This is a genomic window from Streptomyces sp. ISL-87 (genome assembly GCF_018614095.1).
GTDB lineage: Bacteria > Actinomycetota > Actinomycetes > Streptomycetales > Streptomycetaceae > Streptomyces.
This window is the reverse complement of sequence record NZ_JAGGOY010000028.1, coordinates 88283-102350: the sequence shown is the minus strand read 5'-3', so window position 1 is coordinate 102350 and position 14068 is coordinate 88283. Positions and strand designations below refer to the sequence as shown.

The 14068-nt window shown below is 68.8% G+C and carries 15 protein-coding genes and 3 pseudogenes; 8 read left to right on the top strand and 10 right to left on the bottom strand.

The window, feature by feature from the left end; genetic code table 11:
- Nucleotides 1–136 precede the first annotated feature (136 nt).
- Nucleotides 137–1024, top strand: coding sequence for a PD40 domain-containing protein (locus J7I97_RS10600; RefSeq protein ID WP_214933136.1), 888 nt, complete (start codon nucleotides 137–139; stop codon nucleotides 1022–1024).
- Between the two features lie 233 nt (nucleotides 1025–1257).
- Here the strand turns inward: J7I97_RS10600 and J7I97_RS10595 are convergent, their stop codons facing one another.
- Nucleotides 1258–1665, bottom strand: coding sequence for a VOC family protein (locus tag J7I97_RS10595; RefSeq protein WP_214933134.1), 408 nt, complete (start codon nucleotides 1663–1665; stop codon nucleotides 1258–1260).
- Nucleotides 1666–1956: 291 nt separating this feature from the next.
- Between J7I97_RS10595 and J7I97_RS10590 the strand changes: the two genes are divergently transcribed.
- The gene (locus J7I97_RS10590) at nucleotides 1957–3054 is read left to right on the top strand and encodes a barstar family protein (protein WP_214933132.1); all 1098 of its coding nucleotides are present in this window, start codon (nucleotides 1957–1959) and stop codon (nucleotides 3052–3054) included.
- Here J7I97_RS10590 and J7I97_RS10585 read toward each other — a convergent pair.
- Nucleotides 3041–3634, bottom strand: coding sequence for a GNAT family N-acetyltransferase (locus J7I97_RS10585; protein ID WP_285441196.1), 594 nt, complete (start codon nucleotides 3632–3634; stop codon nucleotides 3041–3043). The two genes, J7I97_RS10590 and J7I97_RS10585, sit on opposite strands and share 14 nt — an antisense overlap.
- 632 nt (nucleotides 3635–4266) lie before the next feature.
- Here J7I97_RS10585 and J7I97_RS10580 point away from each other — a divergent pair.
- A pseudogene (locus J7I97_RS10580) lies at nucleotides 4267–4848 on the top strand (transposase); the annotation flags it as partial.
- A 94-nt stretch (nucleotides 4849–4942) separates the two neighbouring features.
- Here the strand turns inward: J7I97_RS10580 and J7I97_RS10575 are convergent.
- On the bottom strand, nucleotides 4943–5347 hold the full coding sequence (locus J7I97_RS10575; RefSeq protein ID WP_214933128.1) for a hypothetical protein: 405 nt from the start codon (nucleotides 5345–5347) through the stop codon (nucleotides 4943–4945).
- A 301-nt stretch (nucleotides 5348–5648) separates the two neighbouring features.
- Here J7I97_RS10575 and J7I97_RS10570 point away from each other — a divergent pair, with 301 nt between their 5' ends.
- From J7I97_RS10570 to J7I97_RS10560, 3 genes and pseudogenes are all read left to right on the top strand, one after another.
- Nucleotides 5649–5798: a hypothetical protein gene (locus J7I97_RS10570; protein WP_214933126.1), complete on the top strand. Its 150-nt coding sequence runs from the start codon at nucleotides 5649–5651 to the stop codon at nucleotides 5796–5798.
- 631 nt (nucleotides 5799–6429) lie between these two features.
- The gene (locus tag J7I97_RS10565; RefSeq protein WP_214933124.1) at nucleotides 6430–6801 is read left to right on the top strand and encodes a hypothetical protein; all 372 of its coding nucleotides are present in this window, start codon (nucleotides 6430–6432) and stop codon (nucleotides 6799–6801) included.
- Between the two features lie 127 nt (nucleotides 6802–6928).
- Nucleotides 6929–7051, top strand: a pseudogene (locus J7I97_RS10560) (AAA family ATPase); the annotation flags it as partial.
- 14 nt (nucleotides 7052–7065) lie between these two features.
- Here the strand turns inward: J7I97_RS10560 and J7I97_RS10555 are convergent.
- From J7I97_RS10555 to J7I97_RS10550, 3 genes are all read right to left on the bottom strand, one after another.
- Nucleotides 7066–7383, bottom strand: coding sequence for a hypothetical protein (locus tag J7I97_RS10555; RefSeq protein ID WP_251058678.1), 318 nt, complete (start codon nucleotides 7381–7383; stop codon nucleotides 7066–7068).
- Entirely contained in the window at nucleotides 7367–7606 is a 240-nt protein-coding gene (locus J7I97_RS38335; RefSeq protein WP_251058677.1) for a hypothetical protein, read from the bottom strand. The genes J7I97_RS10555 and J7I97_RS38335 overlap by 17 nt, the downstream gene beginning before the upstream one ends.
- Before the next feature lie 206 nt (nucleotides 7607–7812).
- The gene (locus J7I97_RS10550; RefSeq protein WP_251058676.1) at nucleotides 7813–9243 is read right to left on the bottom strand and encodes an amidohydrolase family protein; all 1431 of its coding nucleotides are present in this window, start codon (nucleotides 9241–9243) and stop codon (nucleotides 7813–7815) included.
- 486 nt (nucleotides 9244–9729) lie between these two features.
- Between J7I97_RS10550 and J7I97_RS39890 the strand changes: the two are divergent.
- Nucleotides 9730–9810: pseudogene (locus J7I97_RS39890) on the top strand (lamin tail domain-containing protein); the annotation flags it as partial.
- 52 nt (nucleotides 9811–9862) lie between these two features.
- Nucleotides 9863–10009 (top strand): hypothetical protein, encoded by a 147-nt coding sequence (locus tag J7I97_RS39885; RefSeq protein ID WP_308363841.1) that lies wholly within the window; start codon nucleotides 9863–9865, stop codon nucleotides 10007–10009.
- A 197-nt stretch (nucleotides 10010–10206) separates the two neighbouring features.
- Here the strand turns inward: J7I97_RS39885 and J7I97_RS10540 are convergent, their stop codons facing one another.
- The 4 genes from J7I97_RS10540 to J7I97_RS10525 form a co-directional block, all read right to left on the bottom strand.
- Nucleotides 10207–11388, bottom strand: a complete 1182-nt coding sequence (locus tag J7I97_RS10540; RefSeq protein WP_214933122.1) for an FAD-dependent monooxygenase — start codon at nucleotides 11386–11388, stop codon at nucleotides 10207–10209.
- Nucleotides 11389–11691: 303 nt separating this feature from the next.
- Nucleotides 11692–12300, bottom strand: coding sequence for an AraC family transcriptional regulator (locus J7I97_RS10535; RefSeq protein ID WP_214933120.1), 609 nt, complete (start codon nucleotides 12298–12300; stop codon nucleotides 11692–11694).
- A gap of 204 nt (nucleotides 12301–12504) precedes the next feature.
- Entirely contained in the window at nucleotides 12505–13002 is a 498-nt protein-coding gene (locus J7I97_RS10530; protein WP_214933208.1) for a pyridoxamine 5'-phosphate oxidase family protein, read from the bottom strand.
- Nucleotides 13003–13103: 101 nt separating this feature from the next.
- The gene (locus tag J7I97_RS10525; RefSeq protein WP_214933118.1) at nucleotides 13104–14000 is read right to left on the bottom strand and encodes a helix-turn-helix transcriptional regulator; all 897 of its coding nucleotides are present in this window, start codon (nucleotides 13998–14000) and stop codon (nucleotides 13104–13106) included.
- Between the last annotated feature and the right edge of the window lie 68 nt (nucleotides 14001–14068).

Sequence of the window (14068 nt, the reverse complement as noted above, 5' to 3'; positions counted from 1 at the left end):
CAGGCCGCAGGGAGAAATCGGGGTGGACACCTTGACACGCCAACAACACCGCACCGGCGAAGGCAGAACCGCCGGAAAACCTCGGAGAATCGGCAGGACCGGCGCAAACGGCACAACGCGGCGCCGCTGGGCGGCGGTGACCGCCACGGCGATCGCCATGGCCGCACCACTGACCCTCGGCGCCGCAGGAGACGCGGGGGCGGCGGGGGACCACCCGATCGTCTTCGCCCGCCACACCGCGGCAGCGCCCACGGAGGACCTCTACGCGATCTCCCCCAGTGGCGGCACGCCCGTCAAACTCACCCACACCTCCACCGTCAGCGACGTGATGCCCAGCTGGTCCCCGGACGGCAAGCGGGTGGCCTTCGTCCGCTACGGATCCGGTGGCGCCATCGACGGCATCTGGACGATGAAGACCACAGGCGGCGACCTGAAGGCCGTCCCCGGCACCAAGGGCTCCTCCGACCCGGCGTGGTCCCCGGACGGCAAGCGGATCGCCTACGCCAAGCCGGTCGGCGCCCAGCACGAGATCTATGTGGCCGACATCGACGGCACTCCCGCCACCCGACTCACCCACACCGCGGCGGACGACCTCCATCCGACGTGGTCCCCAGACGGCAAGTACCTGGCGTTCAACCGCGCGGACGCGGGCGGCCACAGCAGGGTGATGCGGATCCGGCTGTCCACCCTGGCCCAGACGGCGGTCACCGGGCCCGGCTCCCACGACTGGACGCCCGACTGGTCGCACAGCGACCGGATCGCCTTCAGCCGCGTGGACTCCTCCGGCTTCGCCCACCTCTACGTCGTCCGCCCCGACGGCACCGGACTTCACCGCATCACCGCGACCCGCTTCAACGACAAGAACCCCTCCTGGTCCCCGGACGGCAGCCGCCTGGTCTTCACCAGAGGCGGCGGCGACGACGCCGACCCCGAACACCTCTACCTGGTACGGGCCGACGGCACCGCACTGACCCAGCTCACCAAGACCGACTCCCACGACCTGGAGGCTGACTGGCGGCCGTAAGGCGCAGCCAGCGGCCGGTAGCGCCGGCATCACCACGGTGGCACCGGCCGCAACCCCTTCCTCGACGGCAGCGGTCAGCTGTCGTGGATCATCGAGTCGATCTTCATCGGCATGCTGGACACCTCGTCAGGGTTAAGGCGTGCGTTCAACACCGTCATGCTCATCGCAATCATCGCTTCGAGCCCGGCGTGGCCGGCGCCGTCCGGCGCCAGCCACGCCGGGCCTACGAACGGTCAGCCATCGCCACGGCTTGCCCGGCTGCGCTCGCGCAGCGAGATGCAGTTGCCGTCCGGATCCACCGCCTCGATGCCAATTCCGAACCCGTAGTCCTCCGGCTCCAGCTTGTCGAAAGTCACACCGCGGTCGCGGAACACCTTGAAGTCCTCCCGCAGGTCGTCCGACTCAAGGATGACCGGACCGGGCGTGGCACCCAGCAGCACCTCGGCCGGCTGCCCCGCAGCCGCGGCGTGCGTCCACAGGAGGATCTCGACCGGACTGCCGGGGACGCCCACGGTGAGGAAGCGTCCGCCGGGATTCGGGAAGTCGATGCGCTTCTCCAGGCCGAGCTGCTCCGTGTAGAACCTGAGCGCGCGGTCCTGGTCGGTCACATAGAGCGTCACATACATGACGTTGGTCAGCATCGTGTTGTCCTTCCATCTGTCGGTCTTCGTCACTTCACTGACGGACCCCGACGGGAGAATGTGACGGATGGACGGAGAATCTTGCCGACCGACGGCTTTGAGGATTACCGGGCCCCCGCTGTAGGCGGTCGCGCACCGGCTGCTGGGGTCGCAGGCCGGGGCCGATGATGCCATCCAGCAAGCCACCTGCCGGGCGGAGCTCGACCCAGCGTGCTTCCGGCCTCTCCGCTGTTCCGGCCCCCTCGCCTGACCGCGAGAAATAGGCTTCGCTGTCTTCTCCTGGCCCAGGGCATGATTTCCACCGTGCATGAGAACGAGGACCACGGTGGGAGAACGCGGTACACGCTGACCGATACGGAGCACGGCCACGGCTGGGGCGCCTGCGCCGAGGTCGAGGGGCTGTTCGGGGAACCCTCGCGGGAGACATACGAACTGTTCGGCTGGGTTCCGGAAGGAGCCGAGGTGCACGGCTGGGTCGGCAGCAGGGTGTGGTTGGTGCCGGAGGACGGGATGCTCGATCCCTGGCTTCTGGAAGATGCCGTGAGCCTCGGACAGCACCCCGGGACGGACAGCCTCGTCCTCACTGGATTGGATGACTACGAGGGCCCGCCCACGGCCCACCGAGGCCGTGTCCGACTGCACGACGAACAGCGGTGGCTGGGCACCTGCAAGGAATTCGCCCGTGTTCTGCCGCCCAAGCGAGTGGACCCCCCACTCGTCATGCGAGGGCTCGCCCCGGGTGAAGAGCTGCGGCGGGCACTGATGACGGGCACCCGGCGGTCGCTGGATCTCGGGGAAGCCGTCCTGGAGATACGGGATGACCGGGGCGAGTCGTTTTCCGAGCTGCTGCTGTGGGTCACCGTCAGTGCCTGGCGTCCGTCCGCATACGGCGCGGAGCTGATCGACCTCGAACTGGAAGGCAAACTCTCCCCTCCCGTTCCGGAGCATGCCCGGGCGCTTTGGGAGCGTTGGCTCGCCGGACCGCCGCAGACGCCCGGCGCCTGGGCCCACCTCGACACCCGGCAGCGCTGGGCCTGGCTGGACCACGTCCGGGAGAGGGCCTGCCTGCGCGCGCACCATGACCGGCCGTCCAGCCACACGTACGAACTCGACGGCCGACACATCACGGATCTCCCAGGCCTCTACCTGGCACTCGGCGAGGCGGTCAACGGGCCGGGCGGCTACTTCGGCGCCAACCTGAATGCCCTCGCCGACTGCCTGGGCGGCACCTTCGGCTACGCCGCCCCCGCAACCCTCCTCTGGCGGGATGCCGCCACCGCGCGCGAGCAACTGTCCCGGGTCCTGACGCCGGGCGGACAGCCGTACGACCTGTTCACCGAGGTGGTCGATGTCTTGGCCAGCGGCAGGTTGCAGGTCACCCTGGCGTGACCGGGCGAGCTGCCCCTTCACTGCCCCTTTCCAGTGCGGACGGTCGCTGACCCAGGCTCTGTTGGGCGACGGTGAGGGGGTTGGTTGTCCAGTGGTTGGTTCGCAGAACCCGGTCCGCGAACGTCACATCGCGTTCGGCAATGAACCGAAAGTGGAGCGAGCGGCAGATGCCGTTCGAGGCGCCGTTGCTCGTCGCTGGAAATGCGTGCACGAGGCCCCAGCGGTCCTCGTCTCGGGCCTGTTCAAGCAGAGTGCGGACGGCCAGTTTGCCAAGTCCGCGTCCCTGGAATTCGGGCAGGACCATCCATCCGATCTCTGAAATGGGCCCGTCCTCGGTTTCGTGGGACCAGATGGTCACGGTTCCTGCCACCACTTCAGGTGTGGTTGCGTCTGGAATGATCATCTTGATCCAGTCGAGATCTGCTGTCGCCTTGTGGACGTCTCGCTGGACTTTGCCCTCCATGCCTTCGCGTGGCAGCGGTCCGCCGAGGTCAGCCATCATTGCGGGATCACACCGCATCCTGAGATACGCATCGATGTCGTCGGGTCTGACGTGCCCATCCGCTTGTGGAACACTCAGTCGTAGCTCAGTCGAGGACTTCGGTGACGGCGTACTGGGCGGCTTTCTCGTCGACGAGGGACTTGCCGGCGGCGAACGTGGCGACGAGGGATTGCAGGCAGAGGTTGTTGACCGCGGGGGGGGAAGCCGCGGGATGTGGTGTGGATGAGGGTGACGGCGTCGTCGGTGAACAGTTGGTCGCTGCGGCCGGCGAGCCCGAGGTGGTGCTTGATGTAGCTGGCGGTCTCGGTCGCGGTCACGCCGGGCATCGTGTAGCGAAGCGCGGTCCGTTGTTCGAGGGTCCGGTGCCCAGCCCCGCTGGGCACCGATGATCCGGCGGATCTGAGCCGCCGACCGCTACGGGGTCTCCTTCTTCAAGGCCAAGCCGCCAGGTCCGTGAACTCTTGTGGGGTTCGCGGACGGGACTGCCGCGGAGAGGGACCACGGCCTCGAAGCCGGCCCGCCTCCACTCATAGATCCACCGGTCCAGAGTCCACCGGGTGATCCGCACCGACCGCCCGTCCGGATCGACATGCGGCATCGCCGCCAACTGCCGGACCGTCGCACCGCGCTGGCGGCGCGAGAGCGTCGGATCGGCGGCTTCCCTGATCAGTATGTAGCGGAACAGGCCGATCGCCTGAGCCGGCTCCAGCTTACGCAGCTTGCGCGAGCGGGGGCTTTGCGGGGTGCGGTTGGTGGTTTCCGACAGCCATTCGGGGCTGGTCGAGGCCATCCGCAAGGTCATGTTCGGTGCCGGCTGGCAGCGCTGCCGGGTTCATTTCGTGCGCAACGTCTTCTCGGTGATCGAAAAGGGCACCGGGGAGATGGTCGCCGCGACCATCCGTACCATCTTCGCCCAGCCCACCGCTGAGGCAGTCCGGGCCCAGCTGGATGCTGTCGCCGACATGCTCGGCAGACAGTTCCCCAAGGTCAAAACCATGCTGCTGGAGGCGAAAGAGGACCTCACCGCCTTCGCCGACTTCCCCCAGCAGCACTGGAAAAGGATCCAGTCCACCAACCCGCTGGAACGGATCAACCGCGAGATCAAACGCCGCACCGACGTCGTCCAGGTCTTCCCCAACCCCGAGGCCGTCCTACGACTGGCCACCGCAGTGCTGGCCGAAATGCACGATGAATGGATCGCCTTCCCGCGCCGCTACCTCTCCGAAGAGAGCATGGCCACCGTCTACGCCACCGTCGACACCGAGGCCCTCCCCGGCACTACCGAGGGCTGATCCCCTCCATCACGGCAGGGGGACACGATCGACTAAAACCGCTCATGTGCGATGCCGGACCATGTGCAGGTCACCCGGCCGCGCGGCAGCCGGGTCAACTCGCCGGGCTGGTCAGGACGCAGTTCGGATAATCGTTGTCCGGATCGCCGATGGCGGCCCAGAGCTTCAGGACCTTGCCTTGCCTCAAGGCGGCGTAGGCGTCGGGCCGCCGCTCATGCATTTCGGGGTGATCGGCGTCGAAGGAGACACCGACGAAGCTTTGCTTCTTGTTGGAGCCTTGCTTCCAGGTGCCTGTTCCGGACAGGGCCAAATCGTCGTACCAGCCGACGGCGATGCAGACTTTATCGGCGATGAACGTCCCGTCCTGCTTCAGCGTGAGGGTGCCGCCTTCGGCATCGGTCCACGTGGTCGCAAGTTCGGCAGGCTTCAGAACGACCGGTTCGCCCTCGGGCGGCGGCATGACGGTGAACCTGCCGCAGGCCGTCAGGGCGAGGGCCATGGCGAGCAAGATCAGCGCAGTACGACAGGAACGCAACACACTCCACCCCTAGCGGGTTCCGCAGGCCGCGTGCGCGACCGGTGCTCAAGAACGCATGACGCACCCTGGCACAGAGTTTGAACACGTTCAAGTCGTAGTTGTCGGCGGCCACACTTCACGATCACCTTCTTCGCGAACCGCTTCTTGGCCCGGCGCACGCGACGGTCCATGCCGTCACCACTTGACGCGACGGGCACCGCGACAGGTTGCTGACCACCCAGGGCAGAGAACAGCTGCCCGCCGCTACACCACACCAGGGGACATGACCCAGGAAGGCATACTGCGCAGCCACATGGTGATGCGCGACGGCTGGATCCGGGACTCCGTCCTCTTTAGCATCACCGCCCCCGAATGGCCCGACATCAAGGACAGACTCGGCGCCCGACTGACCGCCTCTCGCCAGCAAACCTGATCACAGCCAGCAGCGGCCGACCTCGACGCTCACCAAACCGACATCATGTGACTTTGCCGAGGCCCTGTGCGGACGGCCTCGGCCTTTTCGCCGCGCAGCTCGACCCGACCCAAGTGACCGCGCTCCTCGACGAGCCCCCCATCTGGGGGTCGAGCCCGTACTCCGGGAACTGCACATCCCCTCCCCCACCTACTACTGGTGGCGTCACGCCGAGACACGTCCGTGCGAACGACGCCGCCAGGACGCCGAGCCGGGCCGCGAATGATCCGACAGGTCCACGAGGACTCCGGCGGGATCTACGGCTCACCCGGCGAGCGCGCCGTCCTCAGACGCAGAAGGCGTCCACGTCGGCCGCAAACGCATCGCGCAGCTCATGAGGGAGGCCGGGCCTCGCCGGCATCAGCCGGTACCACAGGCGGCGACACGGGCCGGACTCCGAGACCACACGAGGGACGTACTCCCCCCTGTGGGCAAGTACCTCGTTCCCTGGGAAAAAGTACGGGCCCTGGGGGGCCTACCTGCTGTACATGGATGAACAGGCAGTCACCTGATACCGGGTTATCGTCAGCAAGCACCCGTTTCGCTTCGGGCCCGAGACCCAGCGAACAACGAGATGAGGAGTGGAAAGTCGATGACTTTGAAGGAAGGCCAGCGGGTGAAGCTGGCGGCGGACACCAGACTGACCGATTCGGTTGAGATGTCGGGGCTCGTCGCCGGGTTCCTGTCCCTGGCTGCGGGCACTGAGGGGACCGTCGAGCGGGTGGTCGAGCACCACCATGAGAGCGACGACGTCCGCGAGTACGAGCGGCTCAAGTCTCTGCTCGATGCCTTCGGCCGCGAGATGCCCACAGAAAGCAGGAAGCAGCTGGAAGAGAAAGTCGGCTCCCTGGAGCCCCAGTGGATCGCCTTCCAGAAGCAGGGGCCACGCGTGACGGTGCGCGTCCGCTTCGACAACGGGTTCATCCTCGACGAAGCACACGAAGACGTCTTCACCTCGGCCTGAGCCGCCTCTAAGCGAAGCCGCTGTCGTCAGCATCCGACCGCTCTCCTCCGCGACCTCAGCCGTCGTCCGCCACGAGGGCGTGGACCGTGGGCCATTCCGGCATCCAGTCCAAAGCCTTCACCGACCCCCCGGACTCTGCGCGGCCATCGTCGACCGCCTCGCCTTCGGCGGCAGCATCATCGAAACCGGCACCGACTCCTGCCGTCGCCACAACCGAGCCCGAGCCGAACAACAGGCAGCGGCCGGCTGACTCGGCCCGGCGGCTCACAGCGCGATCGGCCGGTACTTCAGCGCCGCCTCGACGACCTCCTCCGCAGACACATCCTGGAGAGCGTCCGATGGATGAAAGATCAGGTCACCGATTCGGGGATGGGCCACATTCGCTTCGAGCAGCCGCAGGTAGTAGGCGCACTCGGGGGCGGCCACAAGCACCCTGCGGACGATCTCGACGAGCTCTGCCCTGCTGACGTCCGCAACCCGGGGGCAAGCCGGCCGGGCCGCCTCTCTGGCGGACTCCTCCACATCCCTGCTTCCCCAGTACTCGGCGAAGTCCAGGGCAACGTATTCAATGACCAGTCGCATCGTTGAAGGACCGGATCGCCTCGTCAGCCTCCTCGGGACGGTCGGTTACCAGATCAGCGATCCGGTCGATCTCGCAACTCAGCTCTTCCAGCCGCTGCCGGCTCACAGGCGGGGGCAACAGCTCCGGTCTCAAGTCCACAGCCCGAATTATGTCCGCTGACGCCGACGCAGAGACCTGCACGTGCTGCCAGGCCTCATCAACATTTCTGAGCACCTCGCTCAAGAAGCGATGCCAGAAATCACCGATATCCGCTCTCCGGCCTCGCATACGAAGCCAAGGCGGGAAGGCGGAAAGGCGGGAAACCAGGATGCGGCTCGGCGCCAGCAGACCAGGCTGCAATCCTTGCGGTTCGGGCTCCCCTTGAAGGAGACAACGGGCAGGATCCGGCGCTTGCGCCGTTCTTCGCGGTTCAGGTTCCTGGTGGCGGCCTATCCGGCTGCGCGGAGGCGGGTGGCCGCCGCCTCGGCCTCCCGTACGACTCGGTTCGTGTCGATGTCGACCAGCCGGCCGCCGAACTTCAGCGCCCGTCCGTCCACGAACACGGAGTCGATGTTCTCGGGCCGCCCGTTGAAGACGATCTGGCCGACCCAGTCGAAGCGCGGCGCAAAGTTCAGGGCGGCCGGGTCGATGACGACGAGGTCGGCCCGCTTGCCGGGGGTCAGGGAGCCCACCCGGTCGGCGATTCCGAGGGCCTCGGCGCCGCCCAGCGTGGCCATCCGCAGGACGTCGTGCACCTGCGGGAAGACCCCGGCGTCCGTCGTGCGGGCGCGTTGCAGGCCGATGGCCGTCTTCATCAGCGCGTGGAAGTCCGAGGTGTCGTTGGTGCCGCCGTCCAGCCCGAGCCCGACCTTGACGCCCCGTCGTCTGAACTCGGGCAGCCGCATGACGCCGGAGGCCAGCCGCATGTTGCTCAGCGGGCAGTGGGCCGCACGCGCGTCGTGGTCGGCGACGGCGGCGATCTCGTCGTCGGTCAGGTGGATCGCGTGGTTGATCAGGAGCCGCGGCCCCAGCGCGCCTATGTCAGTAAGGACCCCGATGGGATCGTCGGCGCGCTGCTCGGGGCGTTCCAGGACATGGGAGTTGAGCATGACTCCCAGGTCCTGGGCGGCCTCCCAGTGTGCGCGGTTGAGGTCCTGGAGTGCCCGCGCCGCGTGCGTGGCGATCTGGAAGGAGCCGAGCGGGACCGGGTCGACGAGGTCCTTCTTCACCTTCGTGACCAGCGCCGCGTCGGGCTTGGGCGGGAACATCGCGTAGGTGAACCGCACCCCGGTGCCGGCCAGGGCCCGTACGTAGCTCTCGATGAGGTCGTACGCGAAGATGTCCACCCAGTCCACGAGCGTGGTCACGCCCGACTGGACGGCGTCGAGGGCTGCGAGGCGTACGAAGCTGTGGAGCGCCGCGGGTGTCAGCCGGCCGCGCTGCGGGTCGGCGCATCGCTGGAACCAGCCGAACAGGTTGCCGTCGGTACAGCCTCCGCGGATCACCGCCTGCCAGAGGTGGTTGTGGGTGTCGACGAAGCCCGGCATGACCAGCTTGCCCGAGGCGTCCACCACCCAGGCGCCAGGCGGCGTCTGGAGGGCCGTGCCGACGGCGGCGATGGTTCCGTTCCGCATCAGGACGTCGGCGTTCTCCACCGAGCCGAGGGGGCCGCTGCCTAAGGCGGGGTCCATGGTGAGCACGAGGGCGGCCCCCCGGAGCAGGACCGTACGGCCGACCGGGACGGGCTGGTCGGCGGGGCGGTTACGGGATACCGAGCCGGCGGTGACGCCGAGGAGGAGCGGGGCGGCAGCGGCCAGACCGAGGCCGGCGAGGAGATCGCGGCGGCTGGGGGCCAGCTGCGGGGTGGGGGTTGACTGCATGGCGTGTACCTCCCGAGAGCTCAGAACGGAAGGCCCGCCCGGACGACGCGGTGACGGAGCGTCGAGCAGAGGCGGGAGATTACACGCAGCATTCCCAGCGAACGGCCTTTCGATAGGCGTTTGCGGAAAACTTTTTCCACTCCGGCCATGTGCCGGTCATGTCGGCGCCGGGGGTGCGGCCCTGTGGCGGGCTGAACACCAAGGTCCGCCCGGCTGGGGGGGGCCGGCCCTTGGCCAAATCGTTCTCGAGGACGCCACAATCCGCCAACGCGCCAACGAAACCTGCCCCCGCGCCTTCTCCGCCAGCACCACCGCGCCGAGTACGGCAGAGCCGCACCAGCCCCAACCGACTCCGCGCCCCGCCTGAGCCCTCCACGGATTCGCACGCCAGGACCGTCCACGCAAACGCGTGCGAGGGATCAGTAGAACCGGCTGTTACAGGCCCCTGAACCCCGGGCCTCCCAGCGCGCCCTGAACGCCGAGTGGGTGGAGATCAAGAACCCCGGCCGTCGCAGCGTGGACCTGAGCGGCTTCACCCTCACCGACCAGCAGGGCAACCGCTACCGCTTCCACGGCTTCCGCCTTGAAGGCCGATCCAGCGTCAAGGTCCACACCGGCCGTGGCCGCGACACCCCACCGCGACCTCTACCAGGACCGCAACCACCAGATCTGGGACGAGCGCGACACCGCCACCCTGCGCGACAACCGCGGCAACGTCATCGACACCGAATCCTGGGGCCACCGAGGACACCGCCACGGCGGCTGACCCAGGTCGGCAGCCACACCGACGGGGACTGTGAGCTGCCACCACCCCACGTGGCGTGCCGCGGCAACCAGCCACGGCACGCCACACCCTGAACAGCCATCTCAAGAATCGAGAAGTCCGGCCCGTCGCCAGAATCCAAGTTCCAGGAGGCATGGCCTGGCTGACGATGACGCGGCACGTCACCTAGCGGGTCCCTGCTAAGCGGGGAGGCGGAAGCCGTTGAAGAGGTCGTCCATGCCACGCAGGGCAAGGCGTGCAGGGGTGGCACGGACCGCGAGGTCGCGGGCAGCCACCGCGAGCGGGTTGCGGAGAGCGCCCAGGCGGCCGACCCGGCGGGCGCGGACGCGTACGGCGTCGGTGCGGTCGCGGCGGGCGGCGGTGTACGCGGCGAGGGCGGCCGGGACGGAGTCCGTGCTGTCTGCGCTGTCTCCGGCGGGAAGCAGGTGGGCGAGGACCACCGCGTCCTCGATGGCCTGGCAGCCGCCCTGGCCGAGGTTGGGGGTCATGGCGTGGGCGGCGTCGCCGAGCCAGGCGATCCGGCCGTGGTGCAGGCTGGGGAGCGGGGCGGCCAGGTCGTAGAGGTCGTTCTGGAGGACGTCGGTGGGGTCGAGGCGGCGGACGCGGTCCAGCAGGGCCGGAATCGGGTCGTGCCACGAGCCGAAGCGATGCCGGAGTTCGGCGCGGGGGTCGGCCGACCGGGTGCCGGCCGGGACGACTGCGGTGGCGTAGAGGTAGAACCGGCCGTCGGAGAGCGGGGTCACGCCGAACCGCTCGCCTCGCCCCCAAGTCTCACTCATGGCCGGTATCCGGAGGTCCGGGGCGTCCACGATGGTCCGCCAGGCGGTCTCGCCGATGTAGTGCAGGCCGGGGTGGGCGGGGAAGTACGCGCGGCGCAGCGGGCTGTGGATGCCGTCGGCGGCGACGACCAGATCGGCGGGAAAGTCCTGGCCGACCGCCGTACGGATGGTCGGGCGGCCCGCGGCGTCGTCTACGGCGGTCACAGCGGTGCCGTAGCGAAGGGCCTCCGGCGGCAGGACAGCGGCCAGGGCGGCGGTGAAGGCCGGTCGCGGGACGGCTATCGGGGGCATGCCGTAGCGGGCCGCCATGTCCGCGGTGCCGGCCCGGGTGAGCCACTGGCCGTCGGAGCGGCGCAGGCCCATCGTTGTGGGTACGGCGCTGCCGGCGGCCCGGGCGGCGTCAACTCCGATGGTGTCGAGTGCGCGCAGGGCGTTGGGGGCGAGGCCGATGCCGGCGCCGGTGGCGGGGGGTTCGGGGGCGCGTTCGCAGACGGTGACGTGCCAGCCGCGGCGGTGCAGTGCGATGGCGGCCGTGAGGCCGCCGATTCCGGCCCCGGCCACCACCGCGTGACGTTTCGGCATGGAACACCTCTCGGTTCGGTTCGGGCACCCTCTACAGCTGTAGAGCCCTCACTCTACAACTGGAGGGTGAGGGCATGTCCAGCCCCGACCGCCGCACCCTCATCGCGAACGCCGCCTGGTGTCTGCCCATCGGCTTGTCTCCTTCGCTGCCTACAGGTGACGTCCTTGGCATCAGAGCTCACGAAGTGAAACACCGCGATCCGGCTTGGTCGGCATGCACACGCCCTCGTCGGACCCTCGCGCTGTGTCAGCCGGCTTCGGGCCACCTAATGCGTCACCCGGGCCAACCAGGAGTGCCCGGTGTCAGCGCAGGGCGGGCTCGCCTGCCCGGACGGCGCTCATCACGCGCTCGACGGTCTCCTGCTGTTCTCCGACCGGGGCCGCGTAGCCGATGGCGCCGCGCGCGGCGCTCTCGCCGAGCACCCGGGTCATCACCCATGCGGCGAGATACTGCGAAGCCAGACAGCCACCGGCCGACGCGATGTTGCCCTCGGCGTGGAACGGCGAGTCCAGCACGGTGACGCCGAGGTCTTCGACGAACGGCCGGCTCGTCATGTCCGCGCAGACCGGCATGCCGCCCAGCAGCCCGAGCCGCGCGAGCACCAGTGCGCCGGAGCACTGCGAACCGATCAGCTGACGCGCCGGATCCAGGGGCAGCATGGCGAGCAGCCGGTCATCGGCGATCACGTCACGGGTCTTCACCCCGCTCCCGATCAGGACGACGTCGGCCTCGGGAATGAAGTCCATCGGGCGCTGCCCTCTCACGTCGACGCCATTCATCGATGTGACCACGGGCGTCGGCGTGGTGATGAAGGCCTCCAGGCCGTCCTTGCGGCAGCGGTTGATCAGTGCAGAGGCGATGAAGCTGTCGAGTTCATTGAATCCGTCGAAGGTGACCACGGCTACCTGCATCGGAACTCCTCGGTTGCGGCGTCGGACGTTGAGTCTTTCACCGCCGCGCGCGGCGGCCCACGGGCCAATCGGCGCCAGGTGGCCTGCTGTTCCGCGGGCCCCGGAACACCTCGGCCGCCGTCCTCGCGGACAAGACGTCCACCTCACCGCCGATTTCATCCGGGCGGGCAGAACCCGGGGTCTCCTGCGGGCCGCTGGCCGGGCTCAGCGCCGTCGGCGTTCGTCCCGCTGCCGGGCCAGCTCCTCCACCGCACTCGGGAGCGTCGTCTCGAAGTCGATCAGCTTCGCCCACGTCGGCACGACGGCGATCCGGACCATGCCGTCGTACAGCGACCGCACATCGGCCTCCCACGCGACCCGTTGCTCGGGCGTCATCCTGTAAGTGCCGGACGCCTCAAGGTACTCGTCCGGGATGCCCTCGACGACGTCCAGCTCGGCCCGTCCGCGGATGAGCAGGATCTGCGGCGGGTGGACCTCGGTGTCGATGGTCAGGGCGACCGCCGGGTTGTGCCGCAGAGCCGCGACCTTCGGGGCGTTCTTCGCGGTGCACATGACGACCGCCGACCCGTTCCACGTGCACGCGATCGGGATGGCGCGCGGGGTGCCGTCCTGGGCGATGTAGGCCAGCCGGGCCAGGTCACGGGCCAGGAGCTTCTGGCTGATCGGACGGTTCAGGACCTCGGTGATCTCGCTCGGCTGCACGCGCATACCCAACCATCCCCCTCGGACCGGTTCAACGCGCCACGGCCGCACCCCCGGGCGACCCCGGCAGCTTGTCACTCCGATGCGCGGCGCCCCACCCCTCAGACGGCGACAGGAACCCCGGCCGCCCGGGCCGATTCCTCGAGCGGTTCGGGCCGCGCCAGCCGCTCGAGCCGTTCCAGCCGCTCCCGCGTCTCCCCGTCCAGCGGTACGTACGACACGAGCCTCGGCCCGTTCCCCGGTCCGAGCCACAGGTTGGTGTGCTCCAGGTGCAGCAGGCCCACGTGTGCGTTGCGGATGTGCCTCGCCTTCGTACCCTGCCCCACCACCTCGTGCCGGGCCCACACCTCCCGGAACTCCGCCGACGCCCCCTCCATCCGCGCCAGGAGCGTCGTCCACGCGGGCTCCGCCAGGTGCTCGGCCATCGCCGCCCGGAACTTCGCCGCCATCAGCCGGTGCGTACCCGGCAGGTCCACCACCGCCGCCCGCCACTCGGAATCCGTGAAGGCGAGCCACATGCAGTTGCGGTCCTCCGGCCGCACGCTGTCCAGATCCCCGAGCAGCTGCCCGTACGTGGCGTTGTGCGCGAGGATGTCGTACCGGCTGTTCTGGACGCACGCCGGGATGGGGCCCAGCTGGTCGAGCATGGCCCGCACGGCCGGCGTCACGCTGGGGCAGACCGCGGGCGGCGCCGGATCCAGGCTCCCGGCCAGCGCGAACAAGTGCACGCGTTCGCTCACGTCGAGCAGCAACGCCCGCGCGACCGCGTCCAGTACCTGCGCCGACACCTGGATGTCGCGCGCCTGCTCCAGCCACGTGTACCAGGTCACGCCCACCGACGACAGCTGCGCGACCTCCTCGCGGCGCAGCCCCGGGGTCCGCCGGCGCGGCCCGCGCACCAGTCCGACCTGCTCGGGGGCGATCCGCTCGCGGCGGCTGCGCAGGAACTCGGCCAGCTCGTGCCGGCGGACGTCGTTTCCAGGGTCCACGGTGGTCATACTGCCAGCCTGCCGCACCACCCATCCTGTTGCCAGGTACTCCTGGTACCCGGATAAGGACACTCTGG